Annotated in this window: 15 protein-coding genes; 10 read left to right on the top strand and 5 right to left on the bottom strand. The window is 72.3% G+C overall.

The window, feature by feature from the left end; genetic code table 11:
• The first annotated feature begins 17 nt into the window (after positions 1–17).
• Genes ABD932_RS14350 through ABD932_RS14340 form a run of 3 tightly spaced genes read left to right on the top strand, consistent with a single transcriptional unit; the run spans position 18 to position 3,647 of the window.
• Positions 18–1,532, top strand: a complete 1,515-nt coding sequence (locus ABD932_RS14350) for an IucA/IucC family protein (RefSeq protein ID WP_345012509.1) — start codon at positions 18–20, stop codon at positions 1,530–1,532.
• A gap of 43 nt (positions 1,533–1,575) precedes the next feature.
• A complete protein-coding gene (locus ABD932_RS14345) occupies positions 1,576–2,844 on the top strand; it encodes a VWA domain-containing protein (RefSeq protein WP_345012507.1) in 1,269 nt (422 codons plus the stop codon).
• On the top strand, positions 2,844–3,647 hold the full coding sequence (locus tag ABD932_RS14340) for a hypothetical protein (RefSeq protein ID WP_345012505.1): 804 nt from the start codon (positions 2,844–2,846) through the stop codon (positions 3,645–3,647). The genes ABD932_RS14345 and ABD932_RS14340 overlap by 1 nt, the downstream gene beginning before the upstream one ends.
• A gap of 60 nt (positions 3,648–3,707) precedes the next feature.
• Here the strand turns inward: ABD932_RS14340 and ABD932_RS14335 are convergent, their stop codons facing one another.
• Positions 3,708–4,346 (bottom strand): winged helix-turn-helix transcriptional regulator, encoded by a 639-nt coding sequence (locus ABD932_RS14335; protein WP_345012503.1) that lies wholly within the window; start codon positions 4,344–4,346, stop codon positions 3,708–3,710.
• An 87-nt stretch (positions 4,347–4,433) separates the two neighbouring features.
• On the opposite strand from ABD932_RS14335, the gene ABD932_RS14330 reads away from it, so the two are divergent.
• Positions 4,434–5,642 carry a pyridoxal phosphate-dependent aminotransferase gene (locus tag ABD932_RS14330; RefSeq protein WP_345012501.1) on the top strand — a complete coding sequence of 403 codons (1,209 nt, stop codon included), beginning with the start codon at positions 4,434–4,436 and terminating at the stop codon, positions 5,640–5,642.
• Between the two features lie 40 nt (positions 5,643–5,682).
• On the opposite strand, the gene ABD932_RS14325 is transcribed toward ABD932_RS14330, so the two are convergent.
• On the bottom strand, positions 5,683–10,281 hold the full coding sequence (locus ABD932_RS14325) for a type I polyketide synthase (RefSeq protein WP_345012499.1): 4,599 nt from the start codon (positions 10,279–10,281) through the stop codon (positions 5,683–5,685).
• The gene (locus ABD932_RS14320) at positions 10,274–12,559 is read right to left on the bottom strand and encodes an MMPL family transporter (protein WP_345012497.1); all 2,286 of its coding nucleotides are present in this window, start codon (positions 12,557–12,559) and stop codon (positions 10,274–10,276) included. Before ABD932_RS14320 ends, ABD932_RS14325 begins: the two co-directional genes overlap by 8 nt.
• 225 nt (positions 12,560–12,784) lie before the next feature.
• On the opposite strand from ABD932_RS14320, the gene ABD932_RS14315 reads away from it, so the two are divergent.
• The 3 genes from ABD932_RS14315 (at position 12,785) to ABD932_RS14305 (ending at position 14,562) form a co-directional block, all read left to right on the top strand.
• On the top strand, positions 12,785–13,384 hold the full coding sequence (locus ABD932_RS14315) for a histidine phosphatase family protein (RefSeq protein WP_345012495.1): 600 nt from the start codon (positions 12,785–12,787) through the stop codon (positions 13,382–13,384).
• A gap of 74 nt (positions 13,385–13,458) precedes the next feature.
• Entirely contained in the window at positions 13,459–14,088 is a 630-nt protein-coding gene (locus ABD932_RS14310) for a hypothetical protein (protein WP_345012493.1), read from the top strand.
• Positions 14,089–14,139: 51 nt separating this feature from the next.
• Positions 14,140–14,562 (top strand): acyl-CoA thioesterase, encoded by a 423-nt coding sequence (locus tag ABD932_RS14305; RefSeq protein ID WP_345012491.1) that lies wholly within the window; start codon positions 14,140–14,142, stop codon positions 14,560–14,562.
• Positions 14,563–14,626: 64 nt separating this feature from the next.
• On the opposite strand, the gene ABD932_RS14300 is transcribed toward ABD932_RS14305, so the two are convergent.
• On the bottom strand, positions 14,627–15,022 hold the full coding sequence (locus tag ABD932_RS14300) for a winged helix-turn-helix transcriptional regulator (RefSeq protein ID WP_345012489.1): 396 nt from the start codon (positions 15,020–15,022) through the stop codon (positions 14,627–14,629).
• A 92-nt stretch (positions 15,023–15,114) separates the two neighbouring features.
• Here ABD932_RS14300 and ABD932_RS14295 point away from each other — a divergent pair, with 92 nt between their 5' ends.
• From ABD932_RS14295 to ABD932_RS14285, 3 genes are all read left to right on the top strand, one after another.
• Positions 15,115–16,551, top strand: coding sequence for an MFS transporter (locus ABD932_RS14295; protein ID WP_345012487.1), 1,437 nt, complete (start codon positions 15,115–15,117; stop codon positions 16,549–16,551).
• A gap of 73 nt (positions 16,552–16,624) precedes the next feature.
• Complete coding sequence (locus ABD932_RS14290; RefSeq protein ID WP_345012485.1) at positions 16,625–17,074, top strand: spore-associated protein; 450 nt, start codon at positions 16,625–16,627, stop codon at positions 17,072–17,074.
• Between the two features lie 134 nt (positions 17,075–17,208).
• Positions 17,209–17,811 (top strand): 3'-5' exoribonuclease domain-containing protein, encoded by a 603-nt coding sequence (locus tag ABD932_RS14285; protein WP_345012483.1) that lies wholly within the window; start codon positions 17,209–17,211, stop codon positions 17,809–17,811.
• On the opposite strand, the gene ABD932_RS14280 is transcribed toward ABD932_RS14285, so the two are convergent.
• On the bottom strand, positions 17,777–19,330 hold the full coding sequence (locus tag ABD932_RS14280) for a nucleobase:cation symporter-2 family protein (protein WP_345012481.1): 1,554 nt from the start codon (positions 19,328–19,330) through the stop codon (positions 17,777–17,779). The two genes, ABD932_RS14285 and ABD932_RS14280, sit on opposite strands and share 35 nt — an antisense overlap.
• Positions 19,331–19,421: the final 91 nt, after the last annotated feature.

Genomic DNA, 19,421 nt, shown 5'->3' with positions numbered 1-19,421 from the left:
ACCCGAGGAGCCCGCCCGTGCACCGTCCGCCCAGCGCCGAGGCCGAGGTCGCCGCCGAACTGGCCGACGTACGCCCCGAACTCGCGTCGCGGTATGCCGCCGAGCTCCCCGGGGCACGGGCTGCCGTGCTGACCCGGCTGTGGCGGGCGCTCGCGTACGAGCCGCTGCCCTGGGTCGCACGCCGGGAGGCGGGCCGGGAGGGCCTCACCCTGCGTCTTTCCGACGGCCGCCGGCTGCACGGTCCGCACGCCGACCCGTTCGCCACCGCCGCGTACGTCACCGCCGTACGCCTCGACGAGACGTCGTACGACGATCCGGCCCGGCTGCTGACCGACCTCTCCGTACCGCACGGTACGGCCTTTGCCGCCGAACTCGGCCACAGCGTCGCCTCGTTGGCGCTGTCACGGGCGGGGCAGGATGCCCACTCGAAGGAGTGGCCCGGGCAGGACCGGGAGTGGGAGCAGCGGGTGGTCGACGGGCATCCGTTCCATCCCAACTGCCGTTCCCGGCCCGGCTTCTCGGTCGCCGAGCAACTGGCGTACGGGCCGGAGCACCGGGCGGTCGTCAGGCTGGGGCTGGTGCCGGCGCGGGCGGACGAGTGCCTGGTGACCGGCGGGTGGCCGGAGGGGATGCGGGACGGGGAGCGGCTGCTGATCCCGGTGCATCCGTGGCAGGCCGAGCATGTGCTCAAGCGTCCCTGCGATCCTCATGCCGACGGGATCGACGCCCACCCGCTGATGTCCCTGCGCACGCTCGCCCTCCCCGAAGGGCCGCACGTCAAGACCGCGTTGAGCGCCCGGCTGACGTCCTCGGTGCGGGACATCTCGGTGTACTCCGTCGGCCTGTCGGCCACGCTGTCGGACTTCGCGGAGACCCTGGCGGCCCGCCTCGAGGGGCTGCTGCACGTCACCCGCACGGTGGGGGCCGTCACGGCCAACTCCCCCGATCTGGCGGCCGTGTTGCGAGAGTCGCCGCAGGTGTACGCGGGGCCCGGCGAACGGGTCGTACCGGTGGCCGCGCTCGCCACCACCGAGCTGCCCGAATCCCCCGCGTGGCTGGCCGAGTTCACGCGTCTCGCGCTCACCGTGGGGCTGCGGCTGCTGGAGCTGGGCGTGGCGCTCGAAGCCCATGGCCAGAATCTGCTCGTGGTGCTGTCGCCGACCGGCTCCCCGGTGCGGCTGGTCTACCGCGACCTCGCCGACATCCGGGTCAGCCCGGCACGGCTGGCCCGGCACGGCATCGCGGTGCCGGAGCTGACCGGCCGGATCGTCACGGACGACGTGCCGGCCCTGCGCCGCAAGCTGTTCGGTTCGCTGACGGCGGGGGCGCTCGCAGGGACGGCGGGGTCGGGGGCGGCGTTGCGCGCGGCGCTGGGGGCGGTTGTACCGGAGCTGCCGGGCACCGTGGATCTGGCCGCGCTTCGCGAGGAGACGCTGCCCACGAAGGCGTTGACGCTGATGCGGCTGTCCCCCGGCACGCCCGGCGACCAGTGGGCACAGCTGCCCAATCCGCTGGTCACCGAGGTTTTCTGAGCTCGTTTTGAAGCAGGACACCTCTGATCAATAAGATCCGCCGATGATCACAAGAACACGGCTGGCGACCGGGGCCTGTGCCCTGCTCGCCGCGCTCGCGGCCGGGATGGCGTTCCCGGCCGGGGCGGTTGCCGATGAGACCAGTGCGACCGCGCCGAAGGTCGACCTCGTCCTCGATGTGAGCGGCTCGATGCGGGCCCGGGACATCGACGGCCAGTCGCGGATGGCCGCGGCGAAGCAGGCGTTCAACGAGGTGCTCGACGCGACGCCCGAGGAAGTCCAGCTCGGCATCCGCACGCTGGGCGCCGACTACCCGGGCGACGACCGCAGGACGGGCTGCAAGGACACCGCGCAGCTCTACCCGGTCGGCCCGCTGGACCGTACCGAGGCGAAGGCGGCGGTGGCGACCCTGGCACCCACCGGCTGGACGCCGATCGGCCCCGCGCTGCTGAAGGCCGCCGACGATCTCGACGGCGGCGAGGGCTCCAAGCGGATCGTGCTGATCAGCGACGGCGAGGACACCTGCGCCCCGCTCGACCCGTGCGAGGTGGCCCGGGAGATCGCCGCCAAGGGCATCGGCCTGACCATCGACACCCTCGGCCTGGTCCCGAACACCAAGATGCGCCGGCAGCTGAGCTGCATCGCCGAGGCGACCGGTGGGACGTTCACCTCGGTCGAGCACACCGAGGAACTCACCGACAAGGTCAACCAGTTGGTGGACCGGGCGGCCGACCCGGTGGTGACGCCGGTCGCGACGACGGGCGCGGACCAGTGCGCGAAGGCGCCCGAGCTGAAGTCCGGCCTGTACACCGACCGCGAGGAGTTCGGGCAGCAGCGCTGGTACCGCGTCAAGGTTCCGCACGGCTGGGAACTGCGCGCCTCGGTGAGCGTCTCGGCCGACCGGGCGGTGAACCCCTCGTACGGTGTGCTGCTGCGGGCGGTGACCGAGCGCGGCCGGGAGATCGTCCGCGGTGAGGCGGCGGGCAACGGCCGTACCGATGTGATCTCGACGGGCCTGCGCTACCCGAAGGCCGAACAGGAGGGCGCGGAGGGCGAGCTCGCGCCCGAGACCGTGTGTCTCCAGGTGACCCACTCCTTCTCGGCGGGCTCGGGTGTGCAGACCTCGCCCGGTCTGCCGCTGGAGCTGACGGTCGACGTCGTGGAGGGGCCGTCGCAGTCGAGCGACGTGGCCGCCTTCGGCCTCGGGCGCGGCTGGTGGCTGCTGGGCGCGCTGGTCCTCGTCGGCTTCCTCGCCGGGCTTGTCTGGGGCTGGGTGTCGCGCTGGCGGATCGCGGTCTGGAGGACCAACTGATGCGGATCACACGTGTGTTGAGCGCGGCTCTGCTGACGCTCGGGCTGGCCGCCGGCCCTGCCGCGGCCGACTCCTCGCCGTCCCCGAGCGCGTCGGAGGACAGTGGCGCGCCGACCGAGGCCGGCACCTCCTTCCGTACGGCGACCGAGATCGAACAGGGGCAGACGGCCACCGCGAGCGCCTCCACCGGCGACTACCTGTACTGGTCGTTCCCCGCGGACGCCGGGCAGCGCCCCACCGTCAAGGCCACGGTGAAGCTGCCGGACACGCACGCCGCCGAGGCCTGGCAGATCGACGTGTACGACGGTCTGCGGCGCCGCCAGTCCTGCCAGTCCGGGGCCCAGACGCGCACCGCCGCGGCGGACGCCGCCTCGGTCGAGCTGACCTGCGTGCTGCGCACCGTCCGGGCCTGGTCGGAGCCCTGGGCAAACGACCCGCTGCCAGGCACGTACTACCTCCGGCTGACGGCCGTGGACGTGCCCACCTCCGACCTCGGGCTGCCGGTCGACGCCGAGGTGCGGGTCGACTCCAAGGACATCGGCGGCGCGGCGGCGGTGGACGGGTCGCTGGCGGAACCGCTGGTGCCGGGGGCGGGGGCCATCTCCCAGGGCGACGAGGAGGAGTCGACGAAGGAGGCGCTTCTCGCGAGCCTCGAGCCCAGTGACGGCTGGTCCTCCGGCTGGTGGTCCGACCGGTGGGTGTGGACGGCGATCGGCGGCGTGCTGGCCGCGCTCGCGGGCATAGGCGGGTACGCGCTGACGCGCGGGCCGGGACGGCCGTCCCGGGTGCCGCCGGGAGCCTGACGGATCGTCAACCATGCAGAGAGCCCGCCGTGCGCATCCGCACGGCGGGCTTTCCGCTGCTCAGAGGGCGAGCAGGGCCTTGGCCACCGTGCCGTCACCGGTCACCGTGATCCGCCCGCCCCGCACGGCGTCGGCCACACTCAACTCCCCTCGCGCGACCGCTTCAGACGTCCCGGCGTCCAGGACCAGCCGCGCGTCCGGCTCCCCCGGAGCGGGCCCGTCGCCATAGACCGGCCCGTCCTCGGCGCCGACGTACAGATGGAAGTGCCCCTCCTCCAGCCGGACCTCGACGACCCCCTCCCCCGCCCCTCCTTCCGGCAGGGCTCGCAACAGCGGCAGCGCGAACCAGTGCGCGCGCACGGCGTCGGTGGGGCGCCGCTCGCCGAGCTCGGCCCGGCCCCACTCCCCCAGCGCCTGGAGTACCGGCAGCAACTCCCGCCCGCGCCGGGTGAGTTCGTACACGTACGCCGCTCCGGGCGGGGGCAGCTTGCGCCGGGTGGAGAGGCCGTCCCGTTCCATGTCCTTCAGCCGAGAGGCGAGTACGTCCGTGCTGACGCCCGGCAGATCGGCGTGCAGGTCGGTGTAGCGCCGCGGGCCGGCCAGCAGCTCCCGGACGATCAGCAGGGTCCAGCGGTCGCCGACGACGTCGAGCGCGCGGGCGGCGGAACAGTACTGGTCGTAGCTTCGGCGAGGTGACATGCGACGCAGTGTAGACAAGTTGTTGGACTTTCCAAGCCGGAACTTGGTAAAACCAAGCAACACACGAAACCGGAGGGGCGAGCGCGCATGGAGTTCCGGCAGTCGAGCAAGCTGAGCGAGGTCTGTTACGAGATCCGCGGCCCGGTGATCGAGCACGCGAACGCGCTGGAGGAGGCGGGCCACAGCGTCCTGCGCCTGAACACGGGCAACCCCGCGCTCTTCGGCTTCGAGGCGCCGGAGGAGATCCTCCAGGACATGATCCGGATGCTCCCCCAGGCGCACGGCTACACCGACTCGCGCGGCATCCTCTCCGCCCGCCGGGCCGTGGCCCAGCGCTACCAGACGCTCGGCCTGGAGGTCGGGGTCGACGACGTCTTCCTCGGCAACGGCGTGTCCGAGCTGGTCTCCATGGCCGTACAGGCGCTGATCGAGGACGGCGACGAGATCCTCATCCCGGCCCCGGACTTCCCGCTGTGGACGGCGGTGACGACCCTCGCCGGCGGCAAGGCGGTGCACTACCTCTGCGACGAGCAGGCCGACTGGTACCCCGACCTGGACGACATGGCGTCGAAGATCACGGACCGCACCAAGGCCGTGGTCATCATCAACCCGAACAACCCCACCGGCGCGGTCTACCCCAAGGAGATCATCGAGGGCATCCTCGACCTCGCCCGCCGCCACGGCCTGATGGTGTTCGCCGACGAGATCTACGACCAGATCCTGTACGACGACGCCGTGCACCACTCGGCCGCCGCCCTCGCCCCCGACCTGGTGGTCCTCACCTTCTGCGGCCTGTCGAAGACGTACCGGGTGGCGGGCTTCCGCTCCGGCTGGCTCGTCGTCACCGGCCCGAAGCAGCACGCGAAGGACTATCTGGAGGGCCTGACGATGCTGGCCTCCATGCGGCTGTGCGCCAACGCGCCCGCCCAGTACGCCATCCAGGCCGCCCTCGGCGGCCGCCAGTCGATCCGGGAGCTCACCACCCCCGGCGGCCGCCTCTACGAACAGCGCAACGTGGCCTGGGAGAAGCTCAACGAGATCCCCGGCGTCTCGTGCGTGAAGCCGAAGGGCTCGCTGTACGCGTTCCCGCGTCTCGACCCCAAGGTGTACAAGATCCACGACGACGAGAAGTTCGTCCTGGACCTGCTGCTGCGGGAGAAGATCCAGGTGGTCCAGGGCACGGGCTTCAACTGGCCGACCCCCGACCACTTCCGGATCCTGACCCTGCCGTACGCGGAGGACCTGGAGGCGGCGATCGGGCGGATCGGGCGGTTCCTGAGCGGGTACCGCCAATAGCGCGGTGCGAGGACGACGGCGCGGGGTGGGGTCGGGCGAGTCACGCGGCGCGGGCGACGCCGACGTCCCGCAGCTCCCGCTCCAACGCCCCCACGGTGAACCGGATCTGGTCGGGCGTGTGGTCGCAGGTGACGAAGAACCGTAGCCGGGCCAACTCCTCCGGGACAGCCGGGTGCAGGATCGGGTTGACGCTGACGCCCAGCCGGAAGAGCGCCCGGGACAGCCTCAGCGTGTGCTCCGAGTCCCCGACGACGCACGGCACGATCGGTGTGTCGTGGCTGTCCCCGGTGTCGATGCCCGCCTCGCGGGCCAGGCGCACGAACAGCGCGGAGTTCTCCCTCAGCCGCGCGAGCCGCTCCGGCTCGGCCCGCATCAGCCGCAGTGCGGCGAGGGAGGCGGCCGTGTTGGCGGGCGTCATGCCCGCGCTGTAGACGAAGCCCGGTGCGGTGTACCGGAGGTACTCGACGACGGTGCGGTTCGCGGCGACATACCCACCGCATCCGGCCAGCGCCTTGGACAGGGTGCCCATCCACAGGTCGACGTCCGCCCGCTCGACGCCGAAGTACTCGCCGACGCCGCGCCCGCCGGCTCCGAGCACCCCGATGCTGTGCGCCTCGTCGACCATCAGCAGCGCCCCGTGCCGGCGCTTGACCTCGATGAGGTCCGGCAGGGCGGCGATGTCGCCGTCCATGCTGTACACGCCCTCGACCACGACGAGCACCCGGCGGTACTGGTGGCGGACCCGGGCGAGGAGGTCGTCCAGGGCGGCGGCGTCGTTGTGCGGGAACGGGCGCCGGGTCGCGCCGGAGAGCCGGCAGCCCTGCAGGACGCTGTCGTGGGCGAGCGCGTCGTGGACGATCAGATCGCCCGGCCCGACGAGATGCCCGATCACGGTGACGTTGGTGGCGTGTCCGCTCACCATCGTGATGGCGTCATCAGTCCCGAGTGTGCGGGCGAGTTCGGTCTCCAGCCGCACATGGAGCGGACGGCTGCCGGACAGCAGCCGACTGGCGGACGCCGACGTGCCGCACCGTTCGACGGCCTCCTTGGCCGCCTCGCTCACCCGGGGGTGCGTGGCCAGGCCCAGGTAGTTGTAGCCGGAGAAGGAGATGAGCTCCCGGCCGTCGACGACCGTACGGTCCGTCATGCCGCCCTCGTGGACCAGGAAGTACGGGTTGGGCAGCTGGAGTCGGCCCAGTGTGTCCATGCGGTCCCGGTGTGCGGTGACCTCCGGGAAGCACTCGATGCGGGTCTGCTGCTCGGGGGGTGCGGGGGCCGCGGGGGCGGGGGCTGTGGGGGTGGGAGGTGTTACCGGTTCGGTCGTCTCGGCGGTGCCCGTGATCATCGCGACGATGCTTCCGACCGTCGGCCGGGCGCTTCCCTCGTCGACCGTCAGGGACGGCCACCGTCGCTTGAGCGACGCGAACAGGTCGGTCAACATCAGCGAATCGAAGCCGAGTTCCTCGACCAGCAGTTGGTCGCTGCGCAGATGGTCCACCGGGAACGCGCTGATGCGGGCGACCTGTTCGAACACGGCGTCCTCCGCCTCGGCACCGGGTTCGGCGCCCGGTGGGGTGCACGGCTCGGGGGACGGGGCGGGAACGGTGGCGGGAGCGTGATCGGGAACGGGAACGGGAACGGGAACGGGAGCAACGGACGCGGGCAGCGACTCGCTGAGGCGCCTGAGAGCCGACACCTGTTGCTGGATGAGGTCGAGCAGTTCGTACATGGGGTTCTCCTGGTTCGTCGGGTTCGACTGGTTCATCGGGCTCTCCTCGTTCATCGGGTTGCCGCGCGCGGGCTGCGGCTGCGGCTGCGATTGCCGCACCCAGTACGGCCGCGCCTCCAGCCGCGCCACCGGCAGGTCCAGCAGCCGGCGCTCGCGCTCCCGCACCAGGGCACGGGGGTCGACCGGAACGCCCAGGACCGCGAGCCGGCCAAGGGCCCGCAGGAACCCGTACGCGTCGTCCGGCGCCGTGCCGTCGGCGGCCACGGCGTACACGTCGCCTTGGCCGGCGAGGCTGCGGCGAACCGAGGTGAGGAGCGAACCGCCGCCCGCCACCTGGAGGAAGACGCGGGCGCCCGTGTCGTAGGCGCTGCGCACGGCGTCACCGAAGCGGACCGGCGCGGACGCGTGACGTGCCCACAGTTCGCGCAGCAGCTCGGGCTCGTCGCACACCGTCCCGCTCACCGCCGAGACGAAGGGCAGGCGGGGAGCGGCGAGGGGACGCCGTGCGAGGTCCGCACGCATGACGTCGTCGGCCCGCGTGAGCCGCGGGGAGTGAAAGGCGTTCGACACGTTCAGCGGGGCCGTCACGACGCCTGCCTCCGAGCAGACGCGTCGCAGCGTGCCGAGCCCCTCCTCGCTGCCGCTGACCACGATCTGCCGTGGCTGGTTGAAGCAGGCGAGCCAGACGTCGTCGATGTCCCGCACGAGCTCACGGCAGGTTTCCTCGTCGGTCTGCACGGCGAGCATCCCGCCGCGGGGCTCGGCCTCCGCCTCCCGGAGCACCGCGCCTCGGTGGGCCAGCAGCCGTACGGTCTCGTCGTCGGTGAGGACGCCGGCCGCCGCGGCCGCCGCGAACTCCCCGACGCTGTGGCCGAGTACGAGGTCGGGCGCGACACCGCACGCGGCCAGCAGCCGGGTGGCGGCTATCTGCACGGTGCCCAGCAGGGGCTGGCACACCTCCGTGCCGGACAGCCGCAGCCCGAGTTCCGTGTCCTCGTCGAGGCCGTCGGCCGTCCCGCCGTACAGCAGACCGGCGACGTCCACGCCGGCGGCCTGCCGGGCCACGGCGCCCAACCGGTCGACGGTCTGCCGGAACTCGGGGAACCGCTGGTGTAGGTCGCGCATCATGCCCGGCCGCTGACTGCCCTGGCCGGGATAGACGAGGGCGACGCGCCGCTCGGCGGGCGGCAGCGGAGCGTCGGCGGCGAAGGCACCGTCGCCGAGATCGCCCCGGGCGCCGTCGGCCAGCTGTCGACGGGCCCGCCGCAGCCGCTCGGTGAACTCGGCCGGGTCGGCGGCCACGATCGCGAGCCTGCTCGGCAGCGGCTCACGCCCGCCCAGGGTGTGGGCGACCGCCGCCATCGACGGCGCGGGTGTGTGCTCCAGGGTGTCGAGCAGCGCCCCGATGTGCTCCTGGAGCGTCTCCTGCCCGCCGGCCGAGATCAGGGCGAGGTGGGGCTCGGCCGCGGACCTGGTGCGGACCGGCCGTAGTACGGGGGCCGGTGCCGGGGCCTCCTGGAGGACCACGTGGACGTTCGTCCCGCCGAAGCCGAACGAGCTGACGGCCGCGCAGCGCGGGGCGTCGCTGTCCGGCCACGGCCGGGCGGTGTCGGCGACGCGCAGCCCCGCGGCGTCCAGCCCGAGATCCGGGTGGGGGCTGAAGTCCGGCTGCGGCACGACCGTACGGCGGTGCACGACCAGGGCCGTCTTGATCAGCCCGGCGATGCCGGCCGCGGACAGCGAGTGCCCGATGAGTGCCTTGCCCGAGGAGAGGTGGCAGGGGGCGGGATCCCCGTCCGCGTGCTCGGTCCGCAGCCGGCGCAGCGCTTCCACCTCGACGCGGTCGCCGACGGAGGTGCCCGTGCCGTGTGCCTCGATGAAGCCCACGGCGCAGGGCGGCACGCCCGCGTCGGTGTAGGCGCGGCGCATGGCCCGCAGCTGACCGTCGGCGGTGGGCACCAGGGGCCCGGGGGCGGTGCCGTCGTTCGCCGAACCGATGCCCTTGATGACGGCGTAGACACGGTCACCGGCGGCGAGTGCGTCCCGCAGCGGCCGTACGACGACGGCGCCGGCGCCCTCGCCGAGGACGAAGCCGTCGGCCCGCTCGTCGAACGGGCGGCACACCCCGCTGGCCGACAGCGCGCCCAGGCGGGAGAAACCGACGAGGCTGTCCGGGGTGAGGCTGAGGTAGACACCGCCGACGACGGCCGTCGTGCAGGACCCGCTGCGCAGGTGGAGTACGGCCTGGTCGAGGGCGATCAGGGCGCTGGAGCAGGCGGCGTCGACGGCGAAGCTGGGGCCGCCGAGGCCGAAGTGCCGGCTGACGGTGGCGGGCGCCATGTTGAGCAGGCTCCCCGGCAGGGCGAAGGTCTGGACGGGGCCGAGCTGCTCGGTGGCCCGGTCCTTCAGTGCCCGCAGGAGGCCGGGCTCGGCGGCGCCGCCGAGCGACCCGTCGGCGAGGGCGATGGCCCGTAGGCGGGCCGTCATGAGCTCCTTGTAGTCGGACACCGACAGGCCGAAGAAGACGCCGGTGTTCTCCCGATCGAAGCCGCCCCGGCCCATCCCGGCGTCGTCGAGGGCCTCGCGGGTCACGTCGAGCATCAGCCGGTGCTGCGGGTCCATGGCCTCGACGCGGCGTGGCGGCAGGCCGTAGTGCAGGGCGGCGAAGCGGTCCACCTCGTCCAGGAAGGCGACCTGGTCGGTGTAGGCGGAGTCGGCGGCGCGGCGGTCGGCGGGGGCGTGGAAGGTGTCGTGGTTCCAGCGGTCCTTGGGCACCGGGGCGAACCGCCGCTCTCCGTCGAGGAGGAGCTGCCAATAGGCCTGGCTGTCCCGGGCGCCGGGGAAGCGGCAGCCGAGTCCGACGATGGCGATGTCATGCAGGGCGGTGCCATTCACGGCGATGTCATTCATGGGGAGACCTGCTTTGGTTCGGGGGCCCGAGGCGGGCGGGCGGTATGGGAGGGGGTGTGGGAGAGGGGTTCGGGGGTGGCGGGGGCGGAGGGGGTCCGGGCGGGGGCGGGCGGGCCGGCGTCCTGCCTCCGAGGGCACGTGGCGCCCACCAGTTCAGGCGGCCGGCGAGCCGCATGAGCGCCGGTACGAGGACGCCGCGCACGAGGGTCGCGTCGAGGAGGACGCCGAAGCCCGCGCCGATTCCGAAGAACTGCAGCAGGGCCACCTCGGAGGTGCCGAAGCCCAGCAGGGTGAAGGCGAGCAGGGCGCCGGCGGCCGTGACGATGCCGCCGGTGCGGGCGACCCCGGTGACGATCGAGCCGGCGGTGTCCTGCCCGGCGTCGTGCGCCTCCTTGATGCGGGCCAGGACGAAGACCTCGTAGTCGACCGACAGCCCGAAGACGATGCAGAACAGCAGCACCGGCATGGTGGTGCTGAGCGGGCCGGGGGTGAAACCGAGCAGGGCCTGCAGGTGTCCGGTCTGGAAGATCCACACCATGGCGCCGAGGACCGCGGCGAGGCTCAGGAAGTTCAGCGTGATCGCCTTGAGCGGAAGGAGCAGGCTGCGGGAGAAGAGGAACAGCAGCACGAACGTTCCGGCGGTGATCATGGCGGCCGCCAGGGGCAGCCGCCGGGCGATCGTGTCCTTGGCATCGACGAGCACCGCACTGGGACCGCCGACGTGGATGTCGGTACCCGCGGGCGTGGGCGTCCTGCGGATGTCACGGACCAGCCGCTGGGCGGCGTCGGAGCGGGGGTCGGCCGACGGCACCACCGAGAGGATCGCCGGAGCGCCGGAACCGGACGCCACGAGGCCGCTCGCAGGGCTGCCGGGCGCGGTCACCCGCTCGCCGTCCCGCCACACTCCGGACGGCCCCGTGACCTCGGCCACGCCCGGCAGGGCAGACAGCCTCGGGGCGTAGTCGAGCGCGACCTCGGGCGTGGGGCTGGTGGTGAACACCGTGAGGGCGCCGGCGTTCCCGCCGCCGAACTCGCCGCGCACGAGGTCCCCGGCCTGCCTGCTGGACGCGCTCCGCGGCAGCGCCCGGTCGTCGGGGGTCGCGAACCCCGCGTGCGTGAACGGTGCCGCGAGCACCGCCAGCAGGGCCAGGACCGGCAGCGCGGCGAGCAGCGGACGGCGTACGACGATCCGGGCCAGCCGCTCCCAGAACCGCGAGGCGGAGCCGGCCCTGGCCCTGCGGCGCCACGGCACCGCCCACGCGTTCACGCGCCGGCCGAGCAGCACCAGCAGCGCCGGCAGGACCGTGGTGGCCGCCACCGCCGCGAGGACCACCACGGCGACGCCCGCGTAGGCGAAGGAGCGCAGGAAGTACGGCGGGAAGACCAGCAGGGTCGACAGCGCCGCGCAGACCGTCGCGGCGCTGAAGAAGACGGTGTGTCCCGCGGTGTTCACCGTCCGCCGGACGGCGTCGCGCGGCGGGTGTCCGGCGGTGAGCTCCTCCCGGAACCGGGAGACGATGAGCAGCCCGTAGTCGATGCCGAGGCCGAGGCCCAGCGCCGTGGTGAGGTTCAGCGCGAACACCGACACATCGGTGACGCTGCCGAGCAGGCTGAGGATCAGCAAGGTCCCGCCGATGGCCAGGACCCCGATCAGCAGGGGCAATGCCGCGGCCACCACACTGCCGAACACCAGGATCAGCAGCACGAGGGTGCCCGGCAGGACGACGGCCTCGGCCCGCTTCAGGTCGGAGGCGGTGATCTCCTGCATCTCCGCCTCGGCGAGCGCCGCCCCGCCCACGTGGACCGTCAGGGTGGACGGTCCGTCCGCAGGCCGGGCCGACAGGGTCTCGCGCACCTGCTCGGCGCGGGGGCCGAGTTGCTCCGCCTCGCCGTCGATGTGCGCGAGCAGCAGGGCCGAGCGGCCGTCCCGGCTGCGCAGCTCGGCCGCGCCGCCGCTCCAGTACGAGGACACGTCGCTCACATGCGGCTGGGCGGCGAGTCTCCGGGTCAGTTCCCGCCCGGCACTGCGGGCGGCGCCGCCGTCGACACCCTCGTGCGGGGCCCGCGCCACCACGACCAGGTTCGGCGCCGTCCCCCCGTACTCGGAGGTCATCCGGGCCGCGAAACTCGAGTCGGACGAGGGGTCGTCGTACCCCTGCGTCTTCAGGCGGCCCGTCGCTTCCGAGCCGACCGTCACCGCCAGGACGAGGAAGCCCAGCGCGGCGAGCAGGACCAGTCGGGGACGACGGGTCGCCACGGCACCCAGCCAGCGGTACATCCGTCCTCCTCTCCGGTTCGCGCCCCGCTCCGGCGGTCGCACGGGCGGATGTCTGCCACGGTCCCCCGCGCCCGGGGAGGCGCCCCAGCCCCGACTGTTCGTCACTTGACGGCAGGCAGGTCATCCGTTACGCGGCCGCTGGACGGCCGTCCGGCCCAGTCCGCCGGGCGGGCCGCCGGGTCGCTGTGGCAGGGTGCCGGGGAGGCGAGCTGGAAGGGTGCGCACGTGGCTGACCTCTTTCTCGTCCGGCACGGTGAGACCGAGTGGTCGCGGTCCGGGCGGCACACGGGATGGACGGACGTGCCCCTCACCGAGCACGGACGGGACGAGGCGCGCCGGCTGGTGCCGCTGATCCGCTCGCACCGGATCGCCTCCGCGTTCGTCAGCCCGCTGCAGCGGGCGCGGGAGACGGCCGAGCTGATCGGCCTGCACGACGGACGGGTCGACGCCGATCTGCGGGAGTGGGACTACGGCGGGTACGAGGGGATCACGACCGTCGAGATCCAGCACGAACGGCCGGGCTGGTTCCTGTTCACGGACGGGGTCGCGCCCGGGCCGCCCGACCATCCCGGGGAGAGCCCGGAGCAGGTCGGGGAGCGTGCCGACCGGGTGCTGGCCAGGGTGGATTCGGCAGCCGCCGCCCACGAGGGGGACGTGCTGCTCGTGGCGCACGGGCATTTCCTGCGGGTGCTCACGGCCCGGCGGCTCGGGCTGCCGGCGACGGACGGGGCGCTGTTCCAGCTGGCCACGGGGGCGCTGTGCCGGCTGGGCACGGAGCACGGGCGGCCGGTGATCGCCGAGTGGAATGTCAGACCCGGGTCGTAGCCTTCCCAGCAGACAGGGCGAGTGCCTGCCGAGGAGGTGGGGCGGGTGCCCGAGTGCCCGGGGAGGAGCACGCCGTGACGAGACCACCGACCGCGGCCCAGCGGCGTGTCATCGATGCCGCCGATCCCGTGACCGGCCGGGTCAGAGGCACGGAGGCGCAGCTCGCTGCGCTGGTGAAGCGAGGGCTCGCCTTCCGGCACCCGCGGCCGCCGCACGCTCACTTTCTGACGCCGGCGGGACATCGGATACGGGATGCGGAGCCGGCCCCGCCCGCGGAGTCCGCGGCTCCGGCGGCCGGCGGGGTGTTCGCGGCGCGGATCGGCGGTGAGGAGGACGCACCGGTTCCGGGCCCGGCCCGCGTCCGGGAGGTGCACAGCGCCTGGCAGGGACTGCTGGAGCTGCGCCGGATGACCAATCCGGACGGGGCGGTGGACCGGCCGTGCGCGTGGGAGCGGACGCATCTGGTGCCGGCCGCCGCGCTCGCCCTGGAGGCCGCCGGGCACCGTCCGGCCGAGCGGGACTCCGAGGAGGGGTACCGGGTGCGGGCCACTGCGCAGCCGGAGGCCGTCTCCGTGCACGAGCCGGACGGCGGGCGGCTGCGTGCCTGCGCGACCACACTGGAAGAGGCGGGCTGGCAGGTCGGCGAACACACCGAGCCGCGGACCAGAGCGCGCTATCTGCTGGCATCCCCGCGCCGGGCGTGATGGGCATGCCAAGATCGGTGCACAGAGCATCGAACATGAGAAGGGGAAACAGTGAGCGAGCCGTTCTCCGTCCGGGTCACCGTGCGCGGCTACGAGACCGATGTGCAGGGGCACGTCAACCAGAGCGTGTACATCAACTACGCGGAGCACGCCCGCTGGTCGTTGCTCCAGGCCGCGGGCATCACCCAGACGGGCCTCATAGGCAAGGGGGTGGGTCCCGTCGCCCTGGAGACGACCATCCGCTACAAGCGGGAGCTCCTCGCCGGTGACGAGGTCGACGTGACCTGCGCCTTCGAGTGGTCGGGCGGCAAGACCTTCCGCATTCTGCAGACCATGATCAAGGCGGACGGCACGGTGGCGGCCGAGCTCACGGCGGTCGGCGGCCTGCTGGACCTCAAGGAACGCAGGATGGTGGCCAACCCGCAGGACTACTTCAAGGAACTGGCCGCGGACCCGAGCCTGTTCGGGCTCTGATCAACATCTTTCAGAACAACGCCTTTCAGAACTCTGGTCACCGCCTGCCAGGCCTGGCCTCCGGTCACACTGACTCCGGTGCGTGCTCCTCGTCGTAGGCCGCGCGCGCCTCGGCGATGTAGACCCTGTTCCGCTCGGCCCAGTCGGTCAGGCGTTGCAGGGTCTCGTGCAACTCCCGTGCCACCGGCGTGAGTTCGTACTCCACCTTCGGCGGCACCGTCGGATGGACGGTGCGGGTGACGAGGCCGTCGCGCTCCAGATTGCGCAGGGTGAGGGTCAGCATCCGGCGGCTGATTCCCTCGATGCTGCGCTCCAACTCGGTGAAGCGGATGGGCCCGTGGGCGGCCGCGACGAGAATCTGGACGCTCCATTTTCCGGAGACCCTGTCAAGAACCTCGCGGACCGGGCACGCGTGCGCGTTCACTGCCTGGACGGTAACACCGGTGTTCCTCTGGGACATCGGACTGCCTCCTTATGCCGCTCTCCATGGTCACTCACGATGTACCCCGTTACAAGTCGTGCACCATTGGAGACCCCGGAGGCAGCGCCGCCATGACGGCCATCGTCGAGACCCCGACGCACACACCGCACCCGCCGCAGCGAACCCACTCCCGCTGGGCGTCCCTCGTCGTCCTGTGCGCGGGGACGCTGATGACGATCCTGGACGGCAACATCGTCACGGTCGCCATGCCGGCCATGCAGAGCGACCTCGGCTTTTCCGGGCCGGGCCTCGCCTGGGTCGTCAACGCCTATCTGATCCCCTTCGGCGGACTGCTCCTCCTCGTCGGCCGGCTCGGCGATCTGATCGGCCGCAAGCGGACGTTCACGGCGGGGCTCGCCGTGTTCACCGCGGCCTCCGTGCTGTGCGGGGTGGCGACCGGGCAGGGCGTGCTGATCGCGGCGCGCGCTTTGCAGGGCGTGGGCGGCGCGATGACCTCGGCCGTCGTGCTGGGCATGCTGGTCGCACTGTTCCCCGAGCCGCGCGAACAGGCCCGCGCCATCGCGGTGTTCAGCGCGGTCGGCGCGGCGGGCGGAGCGCTCGGGACCTTTCTGGGCGGGGCGCTGACCGAGCTCCTCGACTGGCACTGGATCTTCCTCATCAACCTGCCGATCGGCATCGCCGCGTGGCTCATGGCCATGCGGGTGCTGGAGCCGGACCGCGGCGCCGGGCTCGGCAAGGGCGCCGACTACCCGGGCGCGGCGCTGGTCACCGCCGCGCTGATGCTCACGGTGTACGCCATCGTCGGCGCGGGCGACCGCGACCTCACCACCACCCTGCTGCTGACGGCCCTGGCCCTCGCCCTGTTCGCGGCGTTCACCCTCCGCCAGGCGCGGGCCGCGCGTCCGCTGCTGCGGCTGCGCCTGTTCGGCTCCCGGCTGCTGAGCGGGGCCAACGCGGTGCAGATCCTGATGATCGCGACGATGTACGGCTTCCAGTTCATCGGCGCGCTCTACCTCCAACGGGTCCTCGGCTACGGCGAGCTGCTCACCGGCACGGCCTTCCTGCCGGCGCCGGTCGCCATCGGGGTGCTGATGCTGGGCCTGTCGGCGAGGACGGTCGGCCGCTTCGGCGCCTACCGGGTGCTGCTGGCCGGGCTGGCGCTCATCGTCGCGGGCATGGCCCTGCTGAGCCGCGCGCCGGTCGACGGCTCGTACGTCACGGACGTACTCCCGCCGCTGCTTCTGCTGGCCACCGGCTTCGCCGCCGCGATGCCCGCGCTGACCGGGCTCGCGATGGCGGGGGCGCGCGCGGAGGACGCGGGACTGGCGTCGGGACTCTTCAACACCACGCAGGTGGTGGGCGGTTCGCTGGGGCTGGCCGCACTGTCCGTCCTGGCGGCGAGCCGCACCGAGGGGCTGCTCGGCAGGGGCACGGAACTGGTGGCGGCCACGGCGGAGGGCTATCAACTGGCGTTCCGGGTGGCGACGGTGGTCGCGGTGGGGGCACTGGTGCTGGCGGCGGCGGTGCTGAGGGAGCGACAGAACTGAGCACAACCATTCGCATACCCCGCGGGTCACACCATGCAGGAGCAACCACCCGCAATGGCTACTAGGGGGAAATATGCGATTGATCCGTTCTGCACTGTCCGCCACCGCGTTAGCGGCCCTGACGGTGGGGACCACGGCCGCCCTCGCGGCGCCCGCCTCCGCCGCGCCCAACACCACCCCGCAGAAGGTCTGCGGAAGCGGCTACAAGACCGTCAACTCGGCGCCGGTCGGCTCGCTGGGCACCGTCTATCTGACGTACAACGCCTCCAACGGCGAGAACTGTGTGGCGACCATCCGCACCAACCCGGGCACCGTCCGGGAGATGTCCGCGTGGGTCTTCGTCCCCGACACCGAGGAAGGGGACGACGACTGGGGCCAGTACACGTCGTACGCCGGGCCGACCTACGTCTACGGCAAGGGCCACTGCGTCGACTGGGGCGGCCACATCAGCAACGTGTACGTGCAGGTGACGGGCTCCAACTGCGGCTCCCTGAAGGAGAACCGGGTCACCTACACCCGCTGACCCGGCACAGCGCCACGACTGTCGCCCTGGCGGGACTCCCGGAGTTCCGCCAGGGCGAACGCGTGTTGCCGGGAGAGGCCGGCGAGCGGAATTCGGATGCGGGAAGCCCCGGTCACCTGGGAAGCTCCGGCTCCATGGCCGCACGACGTATCAAACCCAGCCTCTACATCTCCGTCGACATCGAGGCGGACGGCCCGATCCCGGGGCCGTACTCCATGCTGAGCATGGGTGCGGCAGTCGCCGGGGTGCAGGACGCCGACGGGTTCATCCCGGCCGATCCCGAGCAGCGGACCTTCTACCGTGAACTCCGCCCGATCAGCGAGGAGTTCGTGCCCGAGGCGCTTACGGTGAGCGGCCTGGACCGGGAGCGGCTCCGCACCGAGGGCACCGAACCGGTCGCCGCGCTCACCAAGTTCAGCGCTTGGGTGCGCGAGGTGAGCGCGGGCGCCCAGCCGGTGATGACCGGCTATCCGGCGTCGTACGACTGGACCTTCCTGTACTGGTATCTGATCCGTTTCACCGGTGCGAGCCCCTTCGGGCACTCCGGCTGCCTGGACATGAAGACGCTGTACGCGACGAAGGCCGGGCTGCCGCTGCGGGCCGTGGCCAAGGGCACCATGCCCCGCGAACTGCTGTCGAGGCGCCGTCATACGCACCATGCGCTGGACGACGCCATCGAGCAGGCCGAGCTGTTCGCCAACCTCATGGCGTGGCCGGGGCCCGGGTCGCCCCGGTGATCTCCTCCCCTGCCTCCATCGGATGGGTCACGTCCTGGGCGTCGCGGTCCCTGCCCAGGTGGTTGAAGACGAGGTTCAGCGCCACCGCCGCGACGCACCCCGTCGAGATGCCCGAGTCCAGCACGATCCGCACCGTCTCCGGGAAGGCGTGGTAGAACTCCGGCGCCGTGATCGGGACGATGCCGACGGCCAGCGAGACGGCGACGATCAGGACGTTGTTGTCCTTCTCCAGGCCGGCCCGGACGAGGGTCTGGATGCCGCTGGCCGCCACCGAGCCGAAGAGGACCACGCCCGCGCCGCCGAGCACGGGGCGCGGTACGACCGCGATGAGCGACGCGGCCATCGGGCACAGGCCCATCAGCACCAGGAAGCCACCGCCCACGGCGACGACGTACCGGCTGCGGATCTTCGTCATCGCGACCAGGCCGATGTTCTGCGCGAAGGCGCTGCACATGAAGCCGTTGAACAGAGGGCTGATCGCCGAGCCGAGGGTGTCGGCGCGCAGGCCGGCCGCGATGGTCTTCTCGTCGGCCGGGCGCTCGACGATCTCGCCCAGCGCCAGCATGTCGGCGGTCGACTCGGTCATCGACACCACCATCACCACGCACAGCGAGATGATCGCGGCCAGCTGGAACTGCGGGGCGCCGAAGTGGAACGGGGTGGGGAAGCCGATGACGTCCGCGTCCGCCACCGGGCCGAAGTCCGTGACGCCGAACGGGATCGCGATCAGTGTGCCGATGACCAGGCCGAGCAGTACCGCGATCTGCTTGACGAAGCCCCGGGTGAAGCGGCGCAGGAGCAGGACGATCAGCAGAGTCCCGGCCGCCAGACCCAGGTTCGTCGCCGAACCGTAGTCCTTCGCCGCCGGGTTGGGGCCTTGAGCCCAGCCGAAGGCGACCGGCAGCAGTGAGATGCCGATCAGTGTGATGACCGTACCGGTCACGACCGGCGGGAAGAAGCGCACGGCCTTGCTGAAGAACGGGGCGGCGAGGAAGCCCAGGAGGCCGGCGACAATGACCGCGCCGAAGATGATCGGCAGCGCGTCGGACTTGTCCTCGGTGGAGGCGGCGATCGCGGTCATGGGGGCGACGCCGGCGAAGGTGACGCCGTTGACGAACGGCAGCCGGGCGCCGATCTTCCAGATCCCGAGGGTCTGGAGGAAGGTGGCGAGGCCCGCCGTGAAGAGGCAGGCACCGGTGAGGAAGGTCAGTTCGGTGGCGGACAGGCCTATGGCCGCGCCGACTATCAGGGGTGGGGCGACGACTCCCGCGTACATGGCGGCTACGTGCTGCAAGCCCGTGGTCGCCATTTTCAGGGCGGGGAGTTTCTCGTCAACGGGATGAGCGGACTGGGCGGACAATGCGGCTCTCCTCCGGTCGGTTGAACACGTCGGCTCTGACGTGGGTTCATGGAGGTGGTGCAAGTGGTCGTGCGGGACCGGGGACGGGCCCGTTCTGGGGGAAACGGAGACCGTTCCGGGGCGCGTGCGTCCAACACGCGCCCCGGCGACGGCCGCCATGGACCCCGCTCGGGTCCACGACTGCCGACCGGGAGCCGTCCCTCCCGGCCGGGGATCAAGTGCCGTACGGCGACACGGAGTTCGCGACGCT

Origin of the sequence: Streptomyces shaanxiensis (genome assembly GCF_039537145.1) — a bacterium.
GTDB classification, from domain to species: Bacteria; Actinomycetota; Actinomycetes; order Streptomycetales; family Streptomycetaceae; genus Streptomyces; species Streptomyces shaanxiensis.
This window is presented reverse-complemented; position numbering and strand designations above follow the sequence as displayed.